Below are 25,052 nucleotides of genomic sequence, written 5' to 3'. Positions count from 1 at the left end.
AGCGTTTACTACCCTTAGTTGATAATATTATATAGTTATAATTTCTTTTGGTCTGATCGTAACTGTATTTGGCCGTCTATAACATCTATCCAGACATCCTGATTGACTGGCACATCACCTAATAGCAATTGATCTGATAACAACGGCAGGACAAACTGTGTTAACAGGTTGTCAATTTCACGTGCCCCACTTTCCGCGATTCGACACCCTTCAGCGATAAAATCCACCAGCGTGTCGCTATAGTGCAATTCACATTGGGTTGATTGACGATAGCGTGTGACAATTTTATTCAGCTTATGGCGGACAATGGCGTGCAGAACTTCGCCATGTACCGGCAGATAAGGAATAACCTGCAAACGGCCTAAAAATGCTGGCGTAAATATGCGTTGCAGCTCTGGCCGGATAATCTCCTGAATATCTTCCAGGGTGGCCGTGCGGTTTTCCCCCTGCTCTTTTACTCCGTGCATTGCGGCCCGCATTACCAAATCTGATGCCGCATTCGTGGTCAGTATAATCAACGTATTGCGAAAGTTAATCTGTTGTCCTTCGGCATCTTCCATCATGCCTTTATCGAACACTTGAAAGAACAGCTCCAGTACATCGGGGTGAGCTTTCTCCACTTCATCAAGTAGCACCACGCTGTAAGGTTGACGCCGAACCGCTTCGGTCAATACACCCCCTTGTCCATAACCGACGTAGCCTGGAGGAGAACCTTTCAGGCCAGAAACCGAATGGGCTTCCTGATATTCCGACATGTTAATCGTGATCAGATGATGCTCACCGCCATACAACTCATGAGCTAGCGCTAAGGCGGTCTCGGTTTTCCCTACACCGGAGGGGCCTGCGAGCATAAATACTCCGGTAGGTTTGACCGGATCGGCCAGTTGTGCTTTAGCAATCCGAATTTGACGGGTTATCTGGCTGAGCGCATGATCTTGCCCGATAACCCGTTGGCCGAGGCGGGTTTCTAACTGACGCAACACATCACGCTCATTTTCGACCATTCGACCAAGGGGTATCCCTGTCCAACCGGAAACAATGTCCGCTACACAGGCGGCATCAACACAATCAAAGACATAAGCCTGCTGATGATGGCGCTGATGCAGTTCTGCACGTAACACAGGTAGCCGCGCGTCGTGTTCTTTACAGGCGAGGATGTCATTAACCAACTGACGTTGAGCATGATATTCCGGCAAAATTGCTTCTAGTGATGCCTGCAATTCAGCCTGACGCTGCGCCAATTTCTGTAGCTGAGTTTCATGGCCGCCTTCACGTAACAATGCTTCCTGTTCGCTAGCAATGTTTGTCAGCATGGCACGCAGATCTTCAATCGGCGCTGGTTCGTCAGTCTGTGAAACGGCAACGCGGGCACAGGCGCTATCTAACAGGCTAACCGATTTATCCGGCAACTGACGTCCAGTGATATAACGGTTGGCTAACGTAACGGCTGCCGTGACCGCCTCTGCAAGTACTTTGACGCCATGATGTTTTTCCATTGCAGGTGTCATGGCGCGCAACATGGCGATTGCCAGTTCTAGCGAAGGTTCTTCGACTTTGATCAACTGGAAACGACGTGCTAACGCTGCGTCTTTTTCAAAGTACTTCTTATATTCAGACCAGGTAGTTGCCGCAATCGCCCGTAACTCACCCCGTGACAGCGCGGGCTTCAACAGATTAGCTGCATCATTTTGCCCGGCTTGGCCGCCTGCGCCAATCAGCGTATGCGCTTCATCGATAAACAGAATCACGGGTGTAGGATATCCTTTCACTTCATCCAATAATTTTTGCAGACGGCTTTCAAACTCACCTTTTACGCTAGCACTCGCTTGTAGCAACCCCATATCCAGCGTAAATAGTTCAGCCTGTGCCAAAACTTTCGGTACACGGCCATCAACAATCCGCTGAGCAAGCCCCTCGATCAGCGCGGTTTTGCCGACACCCGCTTCACCGGTTAACAACGGGTTGTTTTGGCGACGGCGTAACAGCACGTCAATCAACTGGCGAATCTCCCGCTCACGCCCTAAAACCGGATCGAGTTTGTTATCACGTGCTGCCTGTGTCAGGTGATGCGTGTATTGTGCCAGCGCAGATTGAGTATTATCTCCGACAGGCGTTGTAGTTTGTTGCGGTTTCGGATGTGCTTGTGTACGCAACCATTGTTCTATCCCATCAGTGTTACCCTGTAACGCTTGTTGTAGTTCTGAGGTCAGCGAATGGTGCAGTGACGGATTCATGATCAGTGCCACAATCAACGCCTGAGCGGTAATCTGTGATGCGCCCCAATGAGTACTGGCGTACATCCAAGTCTGTTCCATCCATTCAGTTAGGCTGGTCGCCAGTACTGGCGAGCGATGATTACCACTGCGCAATAGTGTCAGTGATCTCTGGCAGGCATTCAGCAACGTCATGGCATCAATCCCGCCGTGGCGACACACTTGTTCCATCGTCGGAAGCTGTTTTTCAAACAAAGCCAATAGCAGGTGTTCAATTTCCACTTCATGATGGGTGCGCCGTACTGCCAGATTAGCGGCCTCATCAAGGCACTGACGCGCTTCTATCGTTAATTTACTCACGATCTGTTTAAGATAATTACTCACTTTTAGGTTTCCTTAATTCGTTCCAATGGGTGGTGATCTGTGATGGCAAAGTAGAAAGGGTCCCTTTTGCCAATGTTGGTTCACTTAAATTTAACAACTGGCTATCCAGTCGGTTGCGTTGTTCCAACAACGCCGTTTGTTGTTGCTGATGTTGCTGCCATTGCTGATACAGTGTTGAAACAGCTTTGCTTCCGCTGACTTGATAGCGCACAGTGATGTTATTGATACCCAGAGCGCTTAATTCATCGCGTCGCTGTTGGAACGCTTGTGCTGCCAGTGTCAGTTCACCGCGGGAAAAAACGTGCATAAATTGCAGCAAACCATCGGGGCCAACGTAACTTTTGCTTAATGTAAAGCGAGGAAAATAGACATCAATTTGGACTTTACCGCATGTTCCTGGGCTCCAATGCAGCGTCATGCTGTCATTGAAATTCATACTTTTAAGCTGCTGTACGCCATCATCACAACTCAACGTCACTGAACTTCCTATTGGCAATACCTTTGCCCCTTGGTTAGCAGTCGCCGGTTGACTGACAATCGTCACTTCCGCCGATGGTTTCTGTTCTTGTTCCGGTTCCTGTTGTGCCGTCGCCAGTTGTTGCCCGCTTTCCAGTAAGGCGAGTTTCTCTTGCAGGCGACGGCGAATATCCGATGTCGCTGAAAGTAGGTCATTCGGTTGAATAAGGTTATTAATATAGAAAATGAAATCATCGCTAAACGGAAAGAGCACATCTTCCATTTCCTGACGCTTAATCCCTTCGGGACGAATATCCAGAGCATACTCTGCGGTATCCCGTACAAATGCGTTACTGTATTCATACAAACGCGCGTTCAATTCCCGACCATCAAACAGTTCTTGTCTGCTCAATTTTTCCATCGGCCAAATCACTTTGCTTTCCCACTGGGTTTGCAAGCGGCTGGCGGCACTTAAGAAGGCGTAACGTAGTACCAGATGAGCATCGCCCTGATAGAGCCGCCATAAGGTTTCATTTACTCCTGCGTCTTGCTTGCTTTCGGTTTCATGGCGCCACAAGGTGAAACGGTTAAACAATGCGCGTAAACCGTTATCATTCAACTCTCCTTTCTCATTACTTAGCGCATTTTTAACCAATACCTCGGTTTCCATATCACTAAGCAACTCGCGTTGGCTATTTAACTGCACTGCTTGCCGGTAGGCGCGATAGCGCGTCAGCGCAGTGTCATCCAGTCGTACCGAGATCTGCGGTGAAATACCAAGCCATGACATGATGCGCTGGCGTAAAGAGAGGTTACCTAGCGAAACTCGTTGCATCACACTACTTTTTTGCACATAACCATGCAGTTGCCATAAGCGCTGCTGTGCCTGCAACCAGGACTGCTGATCCGCCTTTTCTACCGTGGATAAATCATGTTCTAACTGGGTCAGAAAGGCGATATAGGGACTGCCATATTGACCTGCTGCTAATACCAACGCTTGCCAGTTTTTCTTGCCTCGTACTAATGTTTCTCCTTGAGGCATAGCCTGAGCAAATGCTAACCACTCTGATTGGCGCTGATTTTGATACTGTTGATAGAATGAGCGCTGTAAAGGAGCAAAAAATTCCGAGTTGTTAAGAGCTTGTGCTAGTTCCCCCAAAGTTGCCTGAATATCTTGCTCGCCGGTTTGGGTATAAACACCACGGATACGTGCGTTAATTGTGGCCGTATCATCGTTGGCGAGCGGCCAGAAATCAGCCAGTGTCAGCGAACGTGTTCCTGCCGGTTGTTCGTCAGCTAACAGCCATTGCCAGTTATTGTTATCTTGCAGTAGTGTCTGCAAGACATTTCGCCACTGATCAAATTCTTGCTGTGCGTTGCCTTGACGATATTGCGCCAGACGGAGTGCGACGCGTTGTTCTGCTGATAAAGGATCATTTCCACCACTTAATAGTGAGGCTGAATAAGCAGGCATATGCTGTAACGTTTCCAGCGTAGCGCCATGCACCATTGCCTGTTCAGTGTTAATAAAGCGTGCCCAGTGTAAAGCCAACTGTTGTTTTTGTGGTGCTCCCGCGTTACGGAAGCGTGCTAGCAAGTGTGTCGCTACCGATTCCGGGTTGAATGCGTCAACAGGTGCTTGTTGTTGGTACTGCCGCGCCATCCGTTGTTCCAGCGTATGGCTGACTGGATAAAAAAGCAGAGGTGACAGAGTTTCCTGTGACCAATACTCAACTTGTTGATAGCGCAAGTAACTCCGTTCAAGGGGGTCTACTTCATGGATATTTTCAAGTTGCTTAACACCACGCCAGGTCGTCATCAATGCGTTGCCTGCGCCACACACCAGCATCAAAATCAATAGGCTAACCAATACGCGTTTGGTTAATGTCCGCCAGCCGGTCAGCAGTACGCTATTATTACGTTTAACTTGATCAGGCAGAGATTCTCCCAGCAAACGGTGGCTGAAAACGCCAGCGGTTTGATGCTCGGCAGTAAAAAACATGCCACGCAACAGACCATGCTCCAGATAATGGTCTCGGTCAAACAGTGCATTCAAGTAACAATCCAGTGCAGGTTGCAGTTGAGCTACCGTTTCTGGTAACGCTAAGATTTCCGCATTGGGTTGCTGCCGTTGTTGATTGAGCAACTTAAAGCGCATCATTTTCAACGTGTTGACAATGGTGCTCATACTCTTATCCAGCACGTTGGTAACATTACCCACTGTATGATGCTCGATAAAATCGCCAAGCAATTCAGTACGTTGTTCTACTGACAGTTGGGCGCACCAATGGTCAAACCCCGGCAATGTTTCACTATGAGTAAGGATCAACCAGATTGGCAAACGGCGTTCCAGACGTATCTGTAATGGTTCCAACTGCGCACGTACCTGACGTGCAGCGATATAGAGCGCTCGATTGTCGCTGTTGAGCAACTGTTCCACTGACAAGCAAACGAGTACGCCAGCAGGTTTTCGGACCTGGGCGATCCAGCTTATTAGACACAACCAGGCTTGCCGGTACAGGGATTGACCTTCGGTATAACGGCCGGAAACGACCATGTACATTGCCCGGCGGAAGAACCACCAGCGACAGGTAAAGGTGTTTTCTGTCAGAGACGGTAGATTTTTCCCCGTCATGGGCGCCACATTGCAGCGTGTTAACAACTTCTGTTTACCATTGCCCCGTTCGCCTACCACCAGAAACCACGGTGGAACAGGGCCGTTACGGTGTAATAATGAACGGAATCGACGCCAACTTTGTAAATATCCTCCCTGCCACCAGTGCTGATAGAGTAAATATTCCAGACGGTTATTTCCTTTCCGCCAGAATTTATTTATCCAGAGCAGTTTATTCATTATTTGCGGCATGAATGTAATTGCCCCACGCAGCAATAATAACAGCAGGAGTAGGCAAATAAATAATAACAAGCCACCTATTGTCGGCCATGAGAATGCCACCGCAATAGTTAAACTGAGTAATAAAAGGATAACCATCACGCTAAGCCAGCCAATGGCATAAAGTAATTTTTTCATGTTTAATTTCCGAGTTTATCGGCCAATACTTAATAAATAGACAGTGATGAAAATATAAATTAATATAATAGATGATATGAATAATATTAATTTTCTGCGCCATTTATTATTGGAACGCTTATTTTTCAACTTATTATCGTATCTATTCATTAATCGGTGATTTTCTAAAGAGAGATAACCACGCAACGTATCAGGAAGATTATCTAATTCTTGCTGGATAATATTGTGTAATTCCAAATTATCGCGTTTGCCATAACGACCATAAAATCCGGCAAGCAGGCAAAAAACATAGACCAATCGAACCGGATAATTATCCGGTACTAATGCAGCAAGACGATCAAAAAACGTATTTCCGCCCAGTTCGGCATCATAAAGCTCAGCCTGCAATGATGATTGGCGCCAAACACTCAATTCTTTCTGACCTGCGCACAGAATGGCTTCGTCTGCCCAAACCACCACGGCGAAATTTGCTTCTTCGATATCTTGCGCCCCATAACCCTGCAAACGCGCCCTATTCTGCGCTTGTGTCAATTCAGCTAATACGGTTTGCCGCAGTGTTTCCGCTTGATTCACCTGCTGCTGGATCATGCGCAATACGCAAGTGAATACTGGAATATAACAATCCAATAACTGCATCATGATGCTCTCACTATAACGATTTCTGTTTGTAAATCGTCTGGCGCATCTGCCCAGTGCACTGCCACACGTTTGCTCTCTTCTACCTGCCGCCACAATGCACCGCGGTTTTCTACCCGGAAATAGCAGGTATTTGCTCGGTTAGGTAAACCATGTGGCGCTATTTCCTGGTAGTACAGACGTACACCGGGCAAAGCGCGGTTAATAATGTTGTCGATCTGTTCTGCCGCCGCCAGTTTAATTAAGCGATCATCAGGAATTTCACGCTCGCGATGGGTAAAGCTGTCAGAACGCAGCACCAAATAGAGCCGTTGCTGTTCGTTGCTCCCCGTTGTATTGAATGTTGCATGATAATAACCACGGCTTTCCTGTTGCAGAGGGATCACGGTATTGGGTTCCAGCACCAGTGCATTAAGCAAATCGGCAATTGTCCGTTCACAACTATCAAGAGTTAGCGCCAGATCCAGATGTTGATATTTCTCCAGTACTTCTTCCTGCCCGTTCCATTGACCTAAAAAGGAGCAACGATCGGTAAAACAGGAAAGCTCGCTGATCAGTTGGCGCAATAGCCCAAAAATCTGTAAGGGATGAACATCTTTCGCTTCCTGAAAATGGTGCAACTGTACGACATAGCGTGCCAGAGTTCGTAATGTCAGCAATAATGTGCTTTTTTCTTGGGTATAAATTTCCCCTTCCAGTGTTTGCGGGCGTTTCAACTCTTCCAATTGATGGACGCGCCCGGTTAACTCCTGACACAGTTGATCAATGCGCTGGCCCAGTGGTGGCACAGCATAGAGCGTCAAACATGGCGGTAGATAGCGATTATCCAGCGCAATACCATCACTGGTGCAATGCAGTTGGCCAACCGGTAATAATGTATAACCTGTTGCCTGAGCAATCTCATCGTGTAGGAAAAAACGTAAGTTATAGGTCAGTTGTTGCACTTCTGCTTCCGGCCCCTCGCCAAAAGCATCCCGCATACGCTGTTCTTGCGGCCATGTTACCCAACGGCTGGTGATATTACCGACACCGTTGGCATCCGTGATGCCGGTGACGTTACTCTGATTGTGGCTGAACATACGCAGGCCAACATAGATGCGCTGCGGTTTGTCACGTACCGGCCAGCAATCCCGCAATGATCGGGCACTAAGTACGCCATTGACATCACAATCCACGTAACAACCATCGGGAAAAATAAACGCGGCGTGATGAACACTCAGTATTTCATCACTTAGTGCGGCCAGATTGAATGCGAGTTTCACCACACCAAAAGCATAAGGCTGTGTCAGTAACTGATAACGTCCTTGCCAGTATTCATGTTGCAATTCATGGGTTTGAAAGTGCTGTGGTTGTAAATATAATCCTGAATACCAATATATCGGTTTATGTTCAAACATGGGTTACTTCCTTAACACACTTTCGTTACTGCTGGATTCTGTCGTTTGCCCGGGGAAATCTATTTGTCCGGGTTGTCCGGGGAAAACCACCTCATCTCCGGTGTTGCCTGCGGAGAAATCACTGCGGGTAATGGCGTAACGTCCTAGCGTCAGATTAATGCGCATGGGAACAAATTCAGCGCTCCAGGCGCTATTCCACCAACCGTGTTGCTCAAGGCGCAGCGGCAGTGATAATACTCGTGTATGAGTACTATCTGGCATCGGGTAGTAACCGGCAATTAATGCGATATAACGCGCCTGTTCCGCTCTATCGATGTGTAAAGATACCGATTGCCCCGGCATCATCACGTAATTATCCAACTGTAATATTTGCTCTGTTGCACCGGTGCCGGCAAATAAATTGCGTAATAACACCGGATTAGCCAGTAATTTATCTAATTGCTCACGTTTCTCTGCTTGAGCAATTAATATTGTGCAACTGTTCGACATATTATTAAAAACATTCAGTTGCGGAACCGCAGTTATTTTTAAACGAATGGCATTGCTGGCATAAACTGGTTTGGCTTGTTCAATTGCCTGTAAGCGTTTTTCATCGTTGGAGATAGAATGACTGCAACCACTTATTACGAGAATTACTGTCAATATTAAAAAACGGCGTTTAATGACGCTATAAAAATTTATGTTATTCATTTTGCTCTCTATTTATTTCTGGTCCTTTCATCACGCGCATAATTTCTTGTAGCGCGGAGGTATTTTCTGACATCATTTCTTCCAGCCATTCGGCCATGCCCATATTTGCCCAACGCGCTGCACGTTCAATTAAATAGGGCACCGGACTGGTAGGTTCATTTTGACGAAAGTAATTGGCGATATTGATCATTTGTCCTATAGCGATAGTGCGCATTTCATGGTGCGCCCGATCTTCTGTTAAAAAAGTCGTATTCATGCCGTTTGGCGCATCTTCCCCTGACGCTATTGCTTCATTGCGATTGCTGGATTCTTGGCTTGATCCCGGTGCCGCCATTTCACGAAATCGTTCGATTAAGGCCACCAGATCTTGCAATCGCTGCGTACTGGCACTCATGCTGTTACCGGTATCAGGCAATAGTTCCACCATGATTTTTTGCAGTTCTGCTAATGCCTGACTAACCTGTTCAGCCTGCACTAGTAGTTGGTTAAATTGTTCGACTGGCGTAGCGCGAATACTACCGTCGCACTCAGCGATACCGAAATAGCCATCACTGATCAAAGCACTGCGTAATTCGCTATTAACGGCAACGCGTTGTTCAAAATATTGCACTTGTTGCCAGACGCTTAAGCTCAATTTGCCATCATCGGTCAGTGTCAGATTGTCTAGTTGTTTCACCAATTGCTTATCCAACCAGCTTAACCGGCCAAGACGAGCATCTGCACTGTTTGTCTCTGTATCATCCAGCGGCGGGTAAAGTACCGGCCAAAAAGTTTCCAGTAGATGGGCAAGTAATGTGATACCACCGCTAATCCCTGCCAGACCATACAGTTCCCCTTGTGCTTGGGTTAACCAGCAGGCTATTTGCAAGTCTTTACTCTGTTTTTCCAGCACCTCTTGGCACAACGTTGAAACTCGCATCCAATCAGCCTGACGAGTTTCATAACCCCATGCGTCGTCTTGGAGAAAATCGTCGTCAGTTTCGCGTGCTGCGTTTATCTGTTCAAAAATAGGTTCGTATTCGATATCGCACCCCGCTGGTTTGTCAGCAGCAATGGGTTGTAAAAAACGCGCGATATCTGTTTGGGCTAGGTTCACAGTGGCTTCCATTTTAAGCAATAATCACCAACGGGTAGCCCGTGGTAATTGTGCCGCCATGTGCACACAGATCGCCGAGTCTGGCCGCAGGCCGTCCGCCAATCAATACCGTTGGGCTGCCCATGACAACTGTATCTGGCGGCCCGACGCACACCAGCATTGAGCCTATTGTCGCTGCGGGTAATCCACCAATCAGCACTGTCGGTACACCTGGCGGCATAATCGGTCCGCCTACATGTGGCACCGGCGGTACCGCAGGCGAGACCATTGGACAAATATGCATATCACCCACACGAGCGGCTGGCATTGGCATCATTGCTCTCCTGATAATGTGGCTTCATAGTACAGATAGTTTTTGCGTCCCTGATCTTGTGACGGTGGTAATTGCCTTAGTTGACCATGTGCCAGTTGAAAAAATTGCTCAACGTACTGCATTTGTCGTTCCGGTTGTTCGCCATAAATATGCAATATCAGGCACAACGTATCGGCTAATGCCGCCAGTGACTGCCACGGTTGTGGATAGACCGCTTCCAAACCCGGGGTGGTCATGCTGCCTTCACTCCAAAAAACGGAAAGCACCAGACATGAAATTGGATTATCGAACCCGACTGTTTGCGCCTGTTCGAACAGTTCATGACGCAACGGATCACCGCCATCAACCCGCCAGCGTCGCACTTGTTGCAATAACGCCCGTTGTCCTTGCATCAGATCACGTTCGTAAACGCAGGAGATAAATGTCAGTGCCAGTTCCAGAGCCTGAGTGTAAGGCAACATAAAAATGGTGTAGCACACTGCGTCTTGCCACAATATTTCTTTATTGAGCGCCGATAGATTCTGTTCATGTGCCGCGTGTTGTTGTAGTGCCAATTCCGCCTGTGGCGAAAGCTGGCAGTGTCGTAATTTAACCATGATTGCAAACTCTTATTATTCGTTGATCCTGCTATTAACCAATCTTGGTCAGAGTGCCTTTCACCATAGCAATGCCGGTCGCATCCACCTGAACAATGCCGCCTTTTAATTGTGCCATTGCACTACCTTCTACTTTTACCGTGGTTCCTGCTAGTTCCGCCATGCCACCGCTCTTCAACGCCAGTTTTCCTGATCCTTCTACGGTAACAGATGGCGCTTTGATGGTGATCCCGGCCGGGGTAATCGATAATGTGCTGGCACCGACTTTCAGTTCAATGCCCTGATTTGCCGTAATTGTGCATTGTTGACCTACATTGATTTTGGCGTTACCTCTGGATACCTCAAGCTCATAACTGCCTGCACTGACGGTGGTGGTAAAATTGCCACGATCCAGTGTTTGTTTTTTGTCACCTTTTTTCACCTCAGTTAAGGCGTTGCCTTCGCTCAAAATTAACGTGTCATTGCCCTTTTTAATTTGGGTATCGCGCTTTTCTTGGATTTCCCATAACACGTTGCGATCGATCTGCGCCGAAAAATCATTTTTCACTTTCAGGCGCATATCTTTTTGTGAGTGAAGCAAAATAAACTCTTCACCTTTCTTATCTTCAAAACAGAACTGATGTCCTTGCTCCACTGTGCCTTTTGCACTACTGCGCGTCGTAATCCCGCTTTGGGTTTTCTGCCCCGGTAGCGCGAATGGTGGCATCTTCACTCCGTTATAAACCGTTCCGGTCACCAGCGGGCTATCTGGGTCGCCATCAATAAAACTCACCAATACTTCACTGCCCACACGTGGCACAAATTGCGCACCAAACTTTGCGCCATTCCAGAACTGACTGACGCGTATCCAACAAGAACTGTCATCATTTTTTTTATGTTCTTTATCCCAGTGAAACTGGATTTTGATGCGTCCCTGTGTATCAGTATGGATCTCCTCTGACGTCGGCCCCACTACTAGCGCGGACAATACGCCGGAAATGTAGGGCCGCGTAACAGAAGGACGCGGGCGAAATGCTTTATTCGCCGGGAATAAGGTCACTTGAGACGAAAACAATAATTCGCCTCCCTCCAGGTTGTTTTCCGCTTTTAATCGCTGGTGGCCCACGGCATAACGGCCATCGGCACTGGCGTGCCCTTTCAGGGTAAACTGATGCCCTACTTGCAAACCGGGATAACTGTTAACGGCACGTGCGTAATAGGACTGTGATTCCCATTGTTCCATGCACAGCGTTGCCTGTACTTCCAGTTGATTACGCTCCTCCTGACGTCGATCATCATAGATAGAAAGCTTTGGATTGGTAGAATAGCCGCTGTTCGCTTTGGCACTGGCACTGATTGCCGCGGCACTTTTAACGTTATAGCCATTCATTTCCGCCGTACCTGGAATCAGTGTGCGATGAATATGCCAGGCGCGTAGCCCATAGCCCTGCTGATCACCCACTTTCGATTGATATGGCAATACCGCTAAAGGCGCGTTAATAAACGCAGAAGGATGATCTGCCAATACCAGCACATGACGCCCCTCTTCATGGCGAAAGAAATAGAAAATTCCAGCTTGTTCCAGTTGGCGTGTCACAAAGTCAAAATCTGATTCCTTGTATTGCATACAATATTCAAGCTTCGGATAACGGCTTTTTAGCGCCAGTTCAACGTCGTTAAACCCACGTTTACGGAAGATATCACATACCATATCCGGCACGCTGATGCGCTGATAGACACGTAAATTATGCGTTAATGTCAGCATTTTCAGCCAGGGTTCAATACGTGCCTGATAACAAAACTGGCCGTCGCTGAAACCTTGTTGCTGCAATTCAGTCAATATGCCATGCACAATGCGGTGATTCGGTGCTTCACCGAGACGAAATGCCAATGGCTTACCGATATGAGACTCCAGCTTATCCCAGTCCGCGTTGGAATAGAGCTGAGCAGAAAATGAATAAGGCCGCGACAGGTGCTCTTCACCCTCTATTTTGCTCAGTGCCACAATGTCTGACAGGCTACCGATAACCTGTAAAAAACGATTCTTTTGCCCTAACAGCATTTTTTTATTACCTGTATTCTTGTTTAATCCGCGTAGGGGCCTGTACATTCAGCCAGATAGATATGCTGAATATTGCTCTCGCCAGTATTGCCCAAACAACCATCCCACCCCAGTTGACGGCTGCCATTTAATATATTGTCTTGCCCACTATGCTGTACCAACAATTCCAGTGAAAAGGAGAGCAACGGCCCGGCAAATTGCCATACCCATTGTGTCAGTTTGCGATATTGTTCATTTCCCGGCATAAAGGCGGCTCGCTGCCGAGCGGCAAACGGCCCTAACTCAATATGAAATCCTGATTGAATATCCCAATAAGCGCGACCCAACATCGGGTTATCGCCTAGCAAACTGCGACCTAAACAGCAACAGTGCGCCTGTTCAACATATTGCCAGCGCCCTTTAAAGGGCTGGATGTTGACCGCCATACCAAATTCCCGCTGCAACAAATGTTGCAAATTCACCATTGAACGGACCGGTGTTGCCAGCAATCCGACACAAGCGGGATGAGAGCGCTCTATTTTGTTCTCCATCAATTGGCCGGCAACTGCCGGAATGACAGCCGGTAAAGCCCGATGGGTTTGTAACTCTGCATGGTTTTGCAATTCGGCATTGATATATAACCGATATTTCTGCCATGCCTGAAAACGCAGGCTAAGCAGGCGGTGAGTAAAAATATCAATAAATGCCTGAGCCGATTCGTCGCCATAGCGGTAACGCCTATCAATCAGCCACTCGGTATAACGCAACGGTAATGCGCCAAGGGTTCCTAATAGACCAAAGTGATGTACCGCCATGCGATACTGCTCATCCCCCTCTTGCGGTGGTAATAGCGACTCGACTTCCCTTTCCGGCGCATCTAATGTCAGTGCAGAGCTGAATTGCACCACATCATCAGGGATGATTATCGCGTCTTCACGTTGGCGACAACGTTTAAGCAAACGACGTACATTTTGATAAAAACGGCCGCCAGCTAAACGCATCTTATTTTCTAAAGCCATGTCACTCTCCCACTGCGACGTGGCCAACGGTGAGTGCTGTTATTAAGCGTCTCTAACTGTGTTACGGTCTGCGTGAAGCTGTTAATCGGCGCATACATGGCAATAAAACGCTCTAGCAGGCTGCAAAACAGATAAAAATCAACAAACTCGCCTGCTTGCGCCTGAAATGTCAATGTCACTTCCAGCCCACGCGCCAGAGAATGGGGATCGGCGGGATTTAGGCGTGCGCTCACCGGCGCAATAGCAATCTGCTGTAGTTGTGCAATCAACCGCGATATGGCTGGATCGCCAAGCAAGTTGTAGAGTTCTAGCGCCTCTTTTAAGTGCTGAACACCCTGTGGACCACTCAGTAACATTTGGTTTAAATTGAGTTGCGATACCAATCGCCAGTTCAATGCACTATTGGGTTGTGGACGCACCGGCAATCGGGGACGGATCAATCCCAGAATTTTTACCCCCGGCAGCGCGCTTTCTGATTCGAAATCGCCATCAGGATGACCGTTACTCAACTGTCGCGGTATATCGCGGTTAGTGCAGGTCAAACTCAGGCTCACCACATCGGTTTCGGGTTTCAGATGTTCACCACTGCTATCAGAAAAACCGATGAACATATTCATTCCCAGATCGTTATGTCTGAGTGAGGGACGTGACGTGGCCTGCCAAAATAATGGGAGCTGTTCGTCAGACTGTGTATGTTCAATACCAAATAACGACGGCACTGGTTTGGAACTTAATTGTTCCTGTTGACGGCTGACAATCTCGACCTGATCGATGGTATAGACTTCCATACTTTGTGGGCGACGAGCATCCGGTTGAACCAGATATTCATGCTCTGTTTCCAGCGGAATAATGGGTTCCGCCTGATGAGAAAACAGATTAATTATCGGCACGCAATTTAGCCGGAAGGTTTCATTGCTGACTTTATCACTCATACGTTCAATACGGCGCAATGCAACACAATCCTTAAGCTGGAAACGGTATTGCAGCTTGCCTGATGAACGGGTGATCAAACCGGCATCCGGTAACGGAATATCCAGGAATAAAAACTTTTCTGGGAAACTGAAATAATCACGAAATAAGTGATGAATCGGGTTTATTAATAAATCATCGGCACATAAGTTATCTTGCGGATCAAAGCCCACTACCTGAACACCCCGGTTATTCAGGTTGAATGTACGCTCGCCTAACCGACATTCCAGTTGCTTAACTTGCGCTGACAACAATTCATACAAACTATGGGTCAGCACTGGTGCGCCATGTAAATACAACCGGATATGTTGCGCCTGAAAGCTGGCGCCCGGCCACAGGGTAAAACTTAGCGTTAAGATAAAGTCCCGATCGTAAGGGTCTGGTATCAGTTCTGCATGCGTTAAATCCAATGGCAACATCTCCAGCGGATATACCGTGCGGAAACGACAGGTCACATCGCCTACCGGTTGAGAAATCAACGGGGTATGCCGCGCTACCGTCATCATCCCAGTCACACCGGATGCTAATGGGTCCTGTTGAAACTGCACCAACGATACCGACGGTACCTGACGTAGAAACTGTGGCGCTAATACCTCCAACATGGTGTTGCTAAGTTCCGGCATATCTTCATCAATCCGCTGATGGATTTTTGCCGTCAGGAATGCAAAAGATTCCACCAGGCGTTCTACATGCGGATCTTCTGAAACACCTTCTGCGAACCCAAGACGTTTAGCAATTTTAGGAAAACGCTGAGAGAAAGCAGCGCCATATTGCCTTAAATAACCCAATTCCCGGTTATAATAAGTCAGTATTTTTTGTGGTAATAACATCATCTTGTTATTTATCCCATGAAATTGAGTAGGTATATGCGGTACTGTTCCATGAGATAGAAAACACCACTTGTTCGTTGAAGAAAATTCCCTTCACCCAGAAGGTAATATTCTCCGGCGTATTTTTCTGTAATGTAATAACGACATCTTGCAAACGAGGCTCGAATCGGGAAATAGCTTGGTAAATATTATTGCTCAGTGCATCAATACGCTCATCATCCGAAATATCCACATTAATGACATCAGAAACGCCATAATTTAAAACGGATTTCGATAACTCACCAAATAAAGGGAAAATTTCAGAAATCGGTCTTGATGAAAATAGCATACTCAAATCGGCGATTAGGCTTTGTATAACTTCCTGACGTGACCAAACCAGTGTGACACCCCGTTTTTCATCTTGTGGATAATCATCTTTCAGACGATGGAGAAATGAAGGCTGAATCATCATATATTTCCGGTAGAAACTGCCGGCCTTCAACCGGCAGTAAATGGTAATTGTTACTGTTTTTTATTCTCGATAAGATCCCAACCTTCCGGCCCCACCTTATCTCCTTTAGTGCCATCTTCTTTGAGTGGCGTAAATGTCCATTTAATTTTGGAATAGGTGATAGAAATCTGTTCTTGTGGGAATTCACCACCACGTGAACACGTTTCATGAACATCGGAGATGACACATTCGTCCATTTCCACTTCCGCGTAAGGGTGCATTTCCCCTTTGAAAATCGTACAGATTTCCAATTTCACTTTCTTAATCGCGGTACCTTGCGCCACGGCAGACAGTAATTTAATCGAGCTGGAATCCATCACCTTCACACAATCAATGGTGCGGAAATCCGCTGCGCCAACGGTAATTTTACGTTTACCACTGTCTGCAATACGTGCATGGTTAAATGCACCAAAATTGACATGTTCCAGCTCAATCCACTTTTTATGTTTGCTGTCGGTACTCTCACCGTCAATACTATCAATTTGTAAAAAAATTGAAGAACTCATAATTAACTACTCCAGTTAGTTGTAATAAATAGGATAAATATTAATAAATAGAAAAATCAGGCAGCCGATGACGGTGGTAAATCAGCCACCAACCGTAAAGACATACTTAATCCTTCTAATTGGAAATGCGGCCTTAAATAAGCCACAGCCCGATATGTTCCCGGTGAGCCGGGGACTTCAACGACATCAACTCTTGCTTCCCGTAATGGGTGACTCGCTTTAATTTCTGCGCCGACGGTATCAGAGCCAACAATATATTGGTTGATCCAGTTTTGCAGATAAGATTGACATTCGCCGCGGGACATAAAACTGCCCACTTTGTCACGTACAATCATTTTCAGATAATGGGCAAAACGAGAAGTTGTCATAATGTATTGCAATTGGGTTGATAATTTCGCGTTAGCATTTGCCAGGTCAGAATTATATTTCCTTGGTTTATTCGGTGACTGTACCGAGAAAAATGCGGCATAGTCAGTACCTTTATAATAAACCAGAGGAATGAACCCTAATTCTGCTAACTCTTTTTCACGGCGATCAGAGATAGCCACCTCAGTCGGGCATTGCAGCACATTTTCACCGGACACAGAGGTATAATGATACGCTGGCAATGCCTCGACCAATCCTCCGCCTTCTACACCACGGATCGCCGCACACCAACCATACTGCTCAAATGCGGCCACCATACGCCCGGCTAGTGCATAAGCGGCATTAATCCACAGATAACTGCTGCTATCTCCTTCCCTTACCTGCTCTTCGAAACAGAACTGTTCAACCGGGATGGTTTTTGCACCGTAAGGCAAACGGCCAATCACTCGCGGCAACGTCAGGCCGACATAACGGGAGTCATCAGATTCCCGGAAGCGTTTCCAGCGCAGATAGTCGGATGTTTCAAGCAGTTTGGATAAATCACGCGGACGTGGTAGTTCACCAAAATCATTCAGCCCCAACATGCCCGCATTGACTGAACTGATAAACGGCGCATGGGCTGCTGCTGCCACATGAGAAATCTGTTCCAGTAAGTAAAGATCTTCCGGGCTGTTATCAAAGTCAAAATCACCGACAAACGCTGAATAAGGTTCACCACCAAAGGTACCGTATTCATATTCATACACATTTTTAAACAGCATTGACTGATCGAAATCCGATGCCGATTTAAAATCTTTAATCAAATCAGTTTTCGTCGCGTTCAGCATGCGGATTTGAGTATTATCCGTTTCGCTTTGGTCAAGTAATCCTTTAAGCCCTACCCAGGAAGATTCCAGACGCTGAAATTGCGGGTGATGTAATACCAGACTCAGTTGAGCGGACATCAGCGCATCAATCGCTGCGATACGTTCCTCAATGCTATTTACCAAATCGCCGGAAACCACCAGTGAACCGGAGGTGACTTCGGCCAGAAACTGGTCGAGCTGGCTTTTTACCCGATCACGATCGGCTTCCCGACGAATGGCCTGCGTGTTATCAATAATCTGATCAAGAAAATCACCACTTGTCTCTGTCGTTTTCAATTCTTGTTGTTCAACAACGCTCTGTTCCATACTGCCCTCACTGTGCATTGTTATTTTCCGGGATATTGCTATTTTCCGGGGTGACGTCATCTGCTGTATTCTCTGTGGCGGCGGTTTCCGCTTCTTCATTTACCGGCGGTAATTTATCCACATGTTCAGCCAGAATTTCCGTCAGACGGTCTCGCAATTTTTCATTGCTCAATGCACGGCCTTTCAGATCACTGAGTTTGCTGCGTACCTCTAACAAATGATGAAGCGGTTCTATCTGTTTCGCTAAATTCTCAGGGTTAAAGTCAGCCATTGATTTAAATTGCAAATCGACATTAATAAATCCGCTCTGACCCGGCAGCGCGCTTTCAACCTGTAATTCCAATGAAGGTGATAAACCTTCCATCACTGCATTAAAATTATCTTTATCAACATGCATGAAACGACGTTCACGCATGGGAATAGATTGCTCAGCAAATTGCCCAATAACGCCAATAACCAAAGGCAATTCTTTTTTCTCGACCGCGTCACCTAATTCAACATCATAAGTAATCTGAACTCGGGGCGGTCTGACTTTATCAAGCTTACGTTGAGTATTCATGGCACCTTTTACCTTTATATATGACAGGAAGTGCAAACTTACGTTAAACCGCACCAAACCTGATTAATGGTCTATTTCAGTAAGCATTATGAGATAGACAGTAAATAACCGAATAAGATGAGGAATAGATGAAGAGATCAATTAACACTATTTATAGCAAGTAAATATGCTGTGATGCATTTAATGATATTCAAAACCCACCGTATTTCGGCGGGGAATAAATTCTCATGGATATTAATTTAATGCAATAGTCTTAGAGTGAAATATAATACCTGAAAATTTATGTTATTTTATAACCAATTGTATTTATGGTGAAAAATCGATAAAGTGCATTATGGTCAAAATGCATTTTCATACTTGTCTTATTTTTTATATCGCCGTTTTTAATAATCAGAATCTGACGAATCAGAAAAATAGAAATATAGATGGAATTAGAATTTAATTTGGATTGGATGAGCTTTAGAAGAAAAACAAAATACTTTACGAGTTTTTATTGAATCAAAGCACTGACTGAAAAACAGCGCTTTATTAATATTTAATGATGGTAAAGTCTTAACGCTATTATTCTTGTGTCTTTTTAGGTCAGTTAATGTTTGGTGCTAATGAAATATCGATCCGACTTATATTAACCATTAACTTTAATCAAACTCATTGATTTTTAGGGATTGCATGAGATGGTTAATAAAACGAGGTTTTTTTACTTATGCTTTTTGAAAGTTTGACATCGTATGTGATGTGACATATATTTCAGAGTATGAATAGATTCGTTTTAGATACTGATGTCATCGTAGCTGCCATGCGTAGCCCAAGTGGTGCATCTGCTGCTCTGTTAGGGGCAGCCTTAGATAACAAGATTGTGTCACTGGCCAGTGTCTCGCTATTTTTTGAGTATGAGGCAAAGTGTACTATGCCTATACATTGGATTGCGGCGGGCCTAACTCAGAAGCAGGCTCATGTTTTCGTTGGTGGGCTTGCAGCATTGATTGAGCCGGTCAAAACGCATTATTTATGGCGACCAATGCTCCGTGATCCCAATGATGAAATGGTATTGGAAGCAGCGGTTAATGGCAGAGCTAATGCCATTGTGACCTTTAATTTACGCGACTATGGTACTGTACCTAGAACGTTCAATATTGAGGTTCTGACACCAGCCATTGCTATTAGGAGAGTGAGAAATGAGTGAAACATCAACCTATCCACTGCGATTACCGAAATCCCTGAGAGAGGAAGTCACCAGAGTGGCAAAGCGCGATCATACCAGCGTTAACCAGTTTATTGCTATCGCGGTTGCGGAAAAAATTTCTGCTCTGGAAACTGAGCGATTTTTTTCAGACCGTGCCAAAGCTGCTGATATGAAAGCATTCAGGGATATCTTGGTCCGGACAGGTGGAGAAGTGCCTCGTTCTGATGATGAATTTGTTCATCAATAACATACCGAACTGGAAAGCTACTTTTTCAGAGCATCGGAACCGTATTCTTGTCCATCTGGGGTTTTCCAAATATGGCGATGATGCTCAATCCAAATTTCGAGCATGGTTGGAAAATAAGCAAGCCCATCTTACCTGATGAGCTTTTATATTTTTAGGTCATCATTATTCCGCCTTTACGATGTAGTTAAAGGCGATATTTCGAGGGCGGGTTTCTGTTGCTGCGCGTGCGACAAGGGATGAATCGAAATTGACCACCCTTCCATAGTCGAGCCCTTCAAGTGTATTACCTCTATGTGTACTATCCCCAAGTGAAAATGCTCCTGCGGTGTTAATAACAACAGCTCTGATAGTTGTAAATGTTCCCGTAATTTTTTGAATGGCATCCTCTTGAGATGTTAAAATTATACGCTTAGCATCCACACCACGCCCATCATCCCAACCACGAATGAATTCGCCTCTTAAATCAGGCAATCTGCCATCAGGATAAGCTTCTGCTAACTTCGGGTACTGTAATTTATTAAAAGCGGAGCCATTACAAGTGAAATAGCCGATAGGTGGATGCGTTAACGGCCAAGGAATAGGAGCACCAACAGGAATTTCACTGGCTGTTTTAATCAGTTTATCTACTTCTGCTCGTGTATATACTTCTGAGCGAGTGTATACATCTGTTCGAGTATAAGCCCCTACATCACTTGCATTCAGATTAATATCCTCAGTCAATGCTTTACCATTTATTTTCCGGCTATTGGATACTTTGCTATCAATATTTTCACGCAATGAATTGATAATTTCCTGAACTAGCTTTTGTGTCACTGCTAATGTGTCATTATTGCCAATTTCATTGGTCAGTTGAACAACGCCTTTTTGTGTCAATGAGGCACTGGGAATTTCTGTTGTAACTTTCTGTTTTAACGCTTGGTTTAATTGGGCAGTGAGTTTAGCTAGATCACCATCATCCAAAACATCATCGCCAGATTGTGTCGCGATAAAATTAGCTACCACAGAAGCTATTGTTGATGATTGGCGTAACGCCTTATTTAATACATGTGTAGAGATATTTTCTGGTGGGAATCCTACCTGCAAACTCTGATTTTCTTCATATTTTTCTTGACTCACTACATTAGCATTATTACTAATGGAAAAAGCTTTAAAATCATTTTTTTGGCTCATATACCCCTCTTTAATTAAATTGTTTTCTTATGTAATCAATATATTAAATTATCGTATAGGTAACTCTATCTATTGGTGCCAATCATAGTCTAGTTCAAAAAAATAATAATGGACTGTTTTTATAACTTACATGGTTAATTATTTTTATATAAATGGGGAGTAAGCTGATTAATTTTCGTGAATTATTACCTGTCTATTTCTCTGAAAATAAAACCTATAAAACAATAAAGTTAAAATATGAAAATTTTTCTATCCGAATAAAATAATGTAAATAAAAACAGGATAAAAATAGATGACAATGATTAGAATAAATATTATTATGTTTTGATTTTATTTTCAATAAATACATCAATATCCATGTTTATTTTCTAGTTAATATATACCCTATGGATTTCAAGATGGATCGCGACGGCAAGGGAGCGAATCCCCGGGAGCATAGCGAACTATGTGACTGGGGTGAGTGAGTGCAGCCAACAACTTGAAAGATAACGGGTATATACTATGAACCAGCGCGGTGGCGGTGATATACAGCGCCTTTGGCCTTCCTCCTTTTCTCCCTCTAGCTCCTGCGACTTTAAGTCCTTTCCCTTGTTAGATTACGTTCAAATTCAGCTAACATACCAAGCAAGTGAAGAACGAAGGTTTTCTTTACTTGGTAGTAAAGCGGAGATTTCATGATATAGTATTAAAAGGTATTACCTTCTAATATTTAGGTGGAAGAAAATGGCAACCTCAGTAAAACTTGATGATAACTTGAAAAGCCGGATCCAGTATTTGGCAAAAGTGCGGCATCGTTCAGCTCATTGGATAATGCGTGAAGCTATACGTGACTATGTAGAGCGTGAAGAAAAACGTGAATCTTTCAAACAGGATGCATTGCGTGCCTGGGAAGCGTATCAGGAGAATGGACTACACCTGACACTTGAAGAAGCGGACGACTGGTTAGCTAAGCTCGAAGCAGGAGAAGATGCGGAGTTACCTGAATGCCACGTTTGATTTGGTCTCCGCCTGCTCTCGCTGATATACAGCGGCTCTATGGTTTTCTTGCTAAAAAAGACAAAGACACTGCTCGTCGAGCCATTAAAACAATACGTGCTGGCGTGAAAATGCTGGCACGTCAGCCTGAAGCAGGGCGCCCTGCTGACGATATGGATCCGGCATTTCGAGAATGGCTTATTGATTTTGGAAGTAGTGGCTATGTCGCCCTGTACCGGATTGAGGGTGAAACAGCAACAATTTTTGCTGTACGACATCAAAAAGAGGCCGGATATTAAAATCAGACAAATGACGGCTAATGAGAAATAATCACCATTACCGGTTTTATCACCCATTACCCAGCATGCATATTTAAATATTTCACCATCCTTAAACCCAGGGATTTAGTATTGGCACACCGGTCAATTCAAAATCAATTACATTTCGTGTGACGACAGTCATACCATGAACCAGCGCGGCGGCGGCGATAAGGGCATCACGCTCTGAGCGTGGATCTGGAACATGCAACCGGGCACACCGCTGTGCCACAGCCGTATCTACCGGCAAGATCCGACCAGTAAATTCCGGTACTACATGGTGGTTGAACCATGAGCGCAATAATGTGCCTTGGATTATGGTTCGGAGACAACATTGGTATCAAGAACAAACATCATGAGAAATTGGCTGGGCGGCTATTGATAGCGACACGTGGTGGATTGAATTCAATATCTTCAACACCGGGCATTGCTAAAGCATCAGCGATGTTTCTACGCTGCTTGGTGATTCGTTGATATTCCTCAATGGTTAGCAGGACATGAGCCGGTTTGCCACGATCTGTGATGAACACAGGGCCGTTTTTAGCCGCTTTCTTTGCCCTGCTGACATCCTGATTAAGCTCCCGACTTGATAAGGTTGTGATTGACATGGTACACCTCGATATGACAGCTAATTTATGTAGGCACATTACTACATAACGCTAAGGGGTACAAATTTTAGCCATTCACCCTCTTAGCATTTCAAGAGAAATTAAGTCAAATGTGCCATCACCAACCGCGTAGCCGAAGCAAGTACATCACGGCGTGATTCGGCATCTTGCTGAGGTTGGGTAAAGTAAACTGCCAGAACTACAGGTACCCCCTTTGGCGACCAAAGTACCGCGACATCATTAGTGGTGCCATAATCACCCATACCGGTTTTATCACCCACTACCCAACCAGCTGGAACACCAGCGCGAATACTGGCATCTCCGGTGGTATTTCCTTTAAGCCAGGCGATTAATTGTTCACGTTGTGGAGCTGCAAGCACCTCTCCAAGCACGATTTTCTTCACGCTGGCCGCCATTGCGGCAGGTGTTGTGGTATCTCTGAGGTCACCGGGAATGGCACTGTTCAAATCGGGTTCACAGCGATCGAGTCGAAATGCAGGATCACCAATACCTTGGACAAAGCGATTCACAGCCTCTAATCCACCCAATTCTTTAATCAATAGGTTTGCTGCGGTGTTGTCGCTGTATTGCACTGTTGCTGCACATAATTGTGTGACGCTCATACCTTGGTGTATATTTTTGCGCGCAATGGGAGCATAAGAGAGTAAGTCGGACTCACGATAATGAATATGTTTTGCTAACAATTCTGATTGGGACATGCTTTTGTGCAATACTGCTGCAACAAGTATCAGCTTGAAAGTACTACAGAAAGGAAAACGCTCATCCCCTCGGTACTGAATTTCCTGACCGTTCGCTGTATTAATCAGCGCCACGCCTAAGCGGCCTTTTATGCTGTTTTCCAGTTCGGCAAGTTGTTTATGTAGGGATGAGGGAATGGCACCAGCCCAGGCAGGAAAAGCAAAATTGACCAATGGAATGGTAATACCGGCTAATAACAACGAACGCCGAAACGGAGAATGTTTCATATTTGTATCTCGTAAATAGATGGTAGAAAAAGTGCATTATAGAGAGAAAAAAGGGATATCGCACTATTTTAATAAAATTTTATTATGGTGATTTTAATCATAATAAGCGCTGCTTTTAATTTTAAATATAATGTTAAATAATCCTTTATTTAATAAGGTAGTAATTATAATCAAAAGGTTATAAAATTGTTTTAGTTATTTTTGGTTCATTTGACATCCTGTGTGATAAATTGAACGCAATAACCTTATGTGAATAGGTTATATTATTTTTTCGGTATTCTTATTCTATTTATTTGGTGATATTTTATTGATTTTAAACGATTTTTATTTAATGAGATGTGTGAATATAAAATTCAGATTTTATCAAAGAAAACTCGTTTTAAATAGTAAGCATCAAAAATATAAATGCGAATTCATCATTGTAATTTAATGAATTAAATTATTAAAATAATAATCTGGCAGATTCGACTAATAAGTGCAATTTTTCAGAAGGGCGGTCAGTTGCTATAGTAGGCATCTTTCTCGCCAAAGGAAAATGCACTATGGCCTATACACAACTGACCGAAACAGAAAGATACCAGATTTCCAGTTTAAGAGAAGCGGGTTTTTCACAGCTTTTCATTGCTGAGTCACTTAAGCGAAGCCCATCGACCATCAGCAGAGAATTGAAGAGAAATCAAGAAGTCCAGACATACTGCCCTGAACAGGCTCATTTGAAGGTATTGGCTCGTCGTCATTTTGCTAAGAAAGCCGTGAAAATAACGCCGGAAGTAAAAAAATGGATAAAACGGTTAATTTGGAAAGACTTAAGTCCTGAACAGGT

23 protein-coding genes and 1 pseudogene are annotated in these 25,052 nt (G+C 45.1%); 5 read left to right on the top strand and 19 right to left on the bottom strand.

Features of this window, described 5'->3' with window-relative positions; genetic code table 11:
• Nucleotides 1-35 precede the first annotated feature (35 nt).
• The 15 genes from tssH to tssB are packed head-to-tail and all read right to left on the bottom strand — an operon-like array spanning nt 36 to nt 18,743.
• A complete protein-coding gene (gene tssH, locus AACQ83_RS01310; RefSeq protein WP_112875927.1) occupies nt 36-2,597 on the bottom strand; it encodes a type VI secretion system ATPase TssH in 2,562 nt (853 codons plus the stop codon).
• Nucleotides 2,590-6,084, bottom strand: a complete 3,495-nt coding sequence (locus AACQ83_RS01305) for a type VI secretion protein IcmF/TssM N-terminal domain-containing protein (RefSeq protein WP_112875926.1) — start codon at nt 6,082-6,084, stop codon at nt 2,590-2,592. Before AACQ83_RS01305 ends, tssH begins: the two co-directional genes overlap by 8 nt.
• Nucleotides 6,085-6,099: 15 nt before the next feature.
• Entirely contained in the window at nt 6,100-6,723 is a 624-nt protein-coding gene (locus AACQ83_RS01300) for a DotU family type IV/VI secretion system protein (RefSeq protein WP_240000667.1), read from the bottom strand.
• Entirely contained in the window at nt 6,720-8,117 is a 1,398-nt protein-coding gene (gene tssK / locus AACQ83_RS01295; protein WP_112875925.1) for a type VI secretion system baseplate subunit TssK, read from the bottom strand. Before tssK ends, AACQ83_RS01300 begins: the two co-directional genes overlap by 4 nt.
• Before the next feature lie 3 nt (nt 8,118-8,120).
• A complete protein-coding gene (locus AACQ83_RS01290; RefSeq protein WP_112875924.1) occupies nt 8,121-8,807 on the bottom strand; it encodes a type VI secretion lipoprotein TssJ in 687 nt (228 codons plus the stop codon).
• Entirely contained in the window at nt 8,800-9,903 is a 1,104-nt protein-coding gene (gene tssA, locus AACQ83_RS01285) for a type VI secretion system protein TssA (protein WP_112876094.1), read from the bottom strand. The genes AACQ83_RS01290 and tssA overlap by 8 nt, the downstream gene beginning before the upstream one ends.
• 13 nt (nt 9,904-9,916) lie before the next feature.
• Complete coding sequence (locus AACQ83_RS01280) at nt 9,917-10,216, bottom strand: PAAR domain-containing protein (RefSeq protein WP_192880957.1); 300 nt, start codon at nt 10,214-10,216, stop codon at nt 9,917-9,919.
• Entirely contained in the window at nt 10,216-10,812 is a 597-nt protein-coding gene (locus AACQ83_RS01275) for a DUF6931 family protein (protein WP_112875922.1), read from the bottom strand. Before AACQ83_RS01275 ends, AACQ83_RS01280 begins: the two co-directional genes overlap by 1 nt.
• A 34-nt stretch (nt 10,813-10,846) precedes the next feature.
• Nucleotides 10,847-12,853: a type VI secretion system Vgr family protein gene (locus AACQ83_RS01270; protein WP_112875921.1), complete on the bottom strand. Its 2,007-nt coding sequence runs from the start codon at nt 12,851-12,853 to the stop codon at nt 10,847-10,849.
• 23 nt (nt 12,854-12,876) lie between these two features.
• Nucleotides 12,877-13,851: a type VI secretion system baseplate subunit TssG gene (gene tssG / locus AACQ83_RS01265; RefSeq protein WP_112875920.1), complete on the bottom strand. Its 975-nt coding sequence runs from the start codon at nt 13,849-13,851 to the stop codon at nt 12,877-12,879.
• Nucleotides 13,842-15,653: a type VI secretion system baseplate subunit TssF gene (gene tssF, locus AACQ83_RS01260; protein WP_112875919.1), complete on the bottom strand. Its 1,812-nt coding sequence runs from the start codon at nt 15,651-15,653 to the stop codon at nt 13,842-13,844. The genes tssG and tssF overlap by 10 nt, the downstream gene beginning before the upstream one ends.
• Nucleotides 15,654-15,657: 4 nt before the next feature.
• A complete protein-coding gene (gene tssE / locus AACQ83_RS01255; RefSeq protein ID WP_112875918.1) occupies nt 15,658-16,101 on the bottom strand; it encodes a type VI secretion system baseplate subunit TssE in 444 nt (147 codons plus the stop codon).
• A gap of 50 nt (nt 16,102-16,151) precedes the next feature.
• Complete coding sequence (locus tag AACQ83_RS01250; RefSeq protein WP_112875917.1) at nt 16,152-16,646, bottom strand: Hcp family type VI secretion system effector; 495 nt, start codon at nt 16,644-16,646, stop codon at nt 16,152-16,154.
• Nucleotides 16,647-16,702: 56 nt separating this feature from the next.
• Complete coding sequence (gene tssC / locus AACQ83_RS01245) at nt 16,703-18,184, bottom strand: type VI secretion system contractile sheath large subunit (RefSeq protein ID WP_112876093.1); 1,482 nt, start codon at nt 18,182-18,184, stop codon at nt 16,703-16,705.
• A gap of 7 nt (nt 18,185-18,191) precedes the next feature.
• Nucleotides 18,192-18,743 carry a type VI secretion system contractile sheath small subunit gene (gene tssB / locus AACQ83_RS01240; RefSeq protein ID WP_112875916.1) on the bottom strand — a complete coding sequence of 184 codons (552 nt, stop codon included), beginning with the start codon at nt 18,741-18,743 and terminating at the stop codon, nt 18,192-18,194.
• A gap of 754 nt (nt 18,744-19,497) precedes the next feature.
• Here tssB and AACQ83_RS01235 point away from each other — a divergent pair.
• Together AACQ83_RS01235 and AACQ83_RS01230 are read left to right on the top strand one after the other, a co-directional pair.
• Entirely contained in the window at nt 19,498-19,926 is a 429-nt protein-coding gene (locus AACQ83_RS01235; protein ID WP_112875915.1) for a putative toxin-antitoxin system toxin component, PIN family, read from the top strand.
• Complete coding sequence (locus AACQ83_RS01230; RefSeq protein WP_112875914.1) at nt 19,919-20,173, top strand: Arc family DNA-binding protein; 255 nt, start codon at nt 19,919-19,921, stop codon at nt 20,171-20,173. The genes AACQ83_RS01235 and AACQ83_RS01230 overlap by 8 nt, the downstream gene beginning before the upstream one ends.
• A gap of 162 nt (nt 20,174-20,335) precedes the next feature.
• On the opposite strand, the gene AACQ83_RS01225 is transcribed toward AACQ83_RS01230, so the two are convergent.
• On the bottom strand, nt 20,336-21,343 hold the full coding sequence (locus AACQ83_RS01225) for a tail fiber protein (RefSeq protein WP_112875913.1): 1,008 nt from the start codon (nt 21,341-21,343) through the stop codon (nt 20,336-20,338).
• 723 nt (nt 21,344-22,066) lie between these two features.
• Here AACQ83_RS01225 and AACQ83_RS01220 point away from each other — a divergent pair.
• Together AACQ83_RS01220 and AACQ83_RS01215 are read left to right on the top strand one after the other, a co-directional pair.
• Nucleotides 22,067-22,339 carry a CopG family ribbon-helix-helix protein gene (locus AACQ83_RS01220; RefSeq protein WP_074020760.1) on the top strand — a complete coding sequence of 91 codons (273 nt, stop codon included), beginning with the start codon at nt 22,067-22,069 and terminating at the stop codon, nt 22,337-22,339.
• Nucleotides 22,327-22,617, top strand: coding sequence for a type II toxin-antitoxin system RelE/ParE family toxin (locus AACQ83_RS01215; protein ID WP_112875912.1), 291 nt, complete (start codon nt 22,327-22,329; stop codon nt 22,615-22,617). Before AACQ83_RS01220 ends, AACQ83_RS01215 begins: the two co-directional genes overlap by 13 nt.
• A 91-nt stretch (nt 22,618-22,708) precedes the next feature.
• On the opposite strand, the pseudogene AACQ83_RS01210 reads toward AACQ83_RS01215, so the two are convergent.
• From AACQ83_RS01210 to bla, 3 genes and pseudogenes are all read right to left on the bottom strand, one after another.
• Nucleotides 22,709-22,948, bottom strand: a pseudogene (locus tag AACQ83_RS01210) (PIN domain-containing protein); the annotation flags it as partial.
• Between the two features lie 40 nt (nt 22,949-22,988).
• Nucleotides 22,989-23,243, bottom strand: coding sequence for a type II toxin-antitoxin system Phd/YefM family antitoxin (locus AACQ83_RS01205; protein WP_112875911.1), 255 nt, complete (start codon nt 23,241-23,243; stop codon nt 22,989-22,991).
• Between the two features lie 101 nt (nt 23,244-23,344).
• Nucleotides 23,345-24,229 carry a class A beta-lactamase gene (bla, locus tag AACQ83_RS01200; protein WP_112875910.1) on the bottom strand — a complete coding sequence of 295 codons (885 nt, stop codon included), beginning with the start codon at nt 24,227-24,229 and terminating at the stop codon, nt 23,345-23,347.
• A 542-nt stretch (nt 24,230-24,771) separates the two neighbouring features.
• Here bla and AACQ83_RS01195 point away from each other — a divergent pair.
• On the top strand, nt 24,772-25,052 hold a 281-nt coding region (locus tag AACQ83_RS01195), incomplete at its 3' end, for a helix-turn-helix domain-containing protein (RefSeq protein ID WP_146748304.1).

The organism is Photorhabdus sp. S10-54 (assembly GCF_963878145.1).
Classification (GTDB): Bacteria; Pseudomonadota; Gammaproteobacteria; order Enterobacterales; family Enterobacteriaceae; genus Photorhabdus; species Photorhabdus kayaii.
Note: the sequence above shows the minus strand (reverse complement) of the source record. Positions and strands in the feature narration are given on the sequence as shown.

Coding starts and splice junctions, on each gene's coding strand:
- AACQ83_RS01305 (WP_112875926.1), bottom strand. CDS start 6,084: ATGAAAAAATTACTTTATGCCATTGGCTGGCTTAGCGTGATGGTTATC.
- AACQ83_RS01300 (WP_240000667.1), bottom strand. CDS start 6,723: ATGATGCAGTTATTGGATTGTTATATTCCAGTATTCACTTGCGTATTG.
- tssK (WP_112875925.1), bottom strand. CDS start 8,117: ATGTTTGAACATAAACCGATATATTGGTATTCAGGATTATATTTACAA.
- AACQ83_RS01290 (WP_112875924.1), bottom strand. CDS start 8,807: ATGAATAACATAAATTTTTATAGCGTCATTAAACGCCGTTTTTTAATA.
- AACQ83_RS01280 (WP_192880957.1), bottom strand. CDS start 10,216: ATGCCAATGCCAGCCGCTCGTGTGGGTGATATGCATATTTGTCCAATG.
- AACQ83_RS01275 (WP_112875922.1), bottom strand. CDS start 10,812: ATGGTTAAATTACGACACTGCCAGCTTTCGCCACAGGCGGAATTGGCA.
- AACQ83_RS01270 (WP_112875921.1), bottom strand. CDS start 12,853: ATGCTGTTAGGGCAAAAGAATCGTTTTTTACAGGTTATCGGTAGCCTG.
- tssG (WP_112875920.1), bottom strand. CDS start 13,851: ATGGCTTTAGAAAATAAGATGCGTTTAGCTGGCGGCCGTTTTTATCAA.
- tssF (WP_112875919.1), bottom strand. CDS start 15,653: ATGATGTTATTACCACAAAAAATACTGACTTATTATAACCGGGAATTG.
- tssE (WP_112875918.1), bottom strand. CDS start 16,101: ATGATGATTCAGCCTTCATTTCTCCATCGTCTGAAAGATGATTATCCA.
- AACQ83_RS01250 (WP_112875917.1), bottom strand. CDS start 16,646: ATGAGTTCTTCAATTTTTTTACAAATTGATAGTATTGACGGTGAGAGT.
- tssC (WP_112876093.1), bottom strand. CDS start 18,184: ATGGAACAGAGCGTTGTTGAACAACAAGAATTGAAAACGACAGAGACA.
- tssB (WP_112875916.1), bottom strand. CDS start 18,743: ATGAATACTCAACGTAAGCTTGATAAAGTCAGACCGCCCCGAGTTCAG.
- AACQ83_RS01235 (WP_112875915.1), top strand. CDS start 19,498: ATGAATAGATTCGTTTTAGATACTGATGTCATCGTAGCTGCCATGCGT.
- AACQ83_RS01230 (WP_112875914.1), top strand. CDS start 19,919: ATGAGTGAAACATCAACCTATCCACTGCGATTACCGAAATCCCTGAGA.
- AACQ83_RS01225 (WP_112875913.1), bottom strand. CDS start 21,343: ATGAGCCAAAAAAATGATTTTAAAGCTTTTTCCATTAGTAATAATGCT.
- AACQ83_RS01220 (WP_074020760.1), top strand. CDS start 22,067: ATGGCAACCTCAGTAAAACTTGATGATAACTTGAAAAGCCGGATCCAG.
- AACQ83_RS01215 (WP_112875912.1), top strand. CDS start 22,327: ATGCCACGTTTGATTTGGTCTCCGCCTGCTCTCGCTGATATACAGCGG.
- AACQ83_RS01205 (WP_112875911.1), bottom strand. CDS start 23,243: ATGTCAATCACAACCTTATCAAGTCGGGAGCTTAATCAGGATGTCAGC.
- bla (WP_112875910.1), bottom strand. CDS start 24,229: ATGAAACATTCTCCGTTTCGGCGTTCGTTGTTATTAGCCGGTATTACC.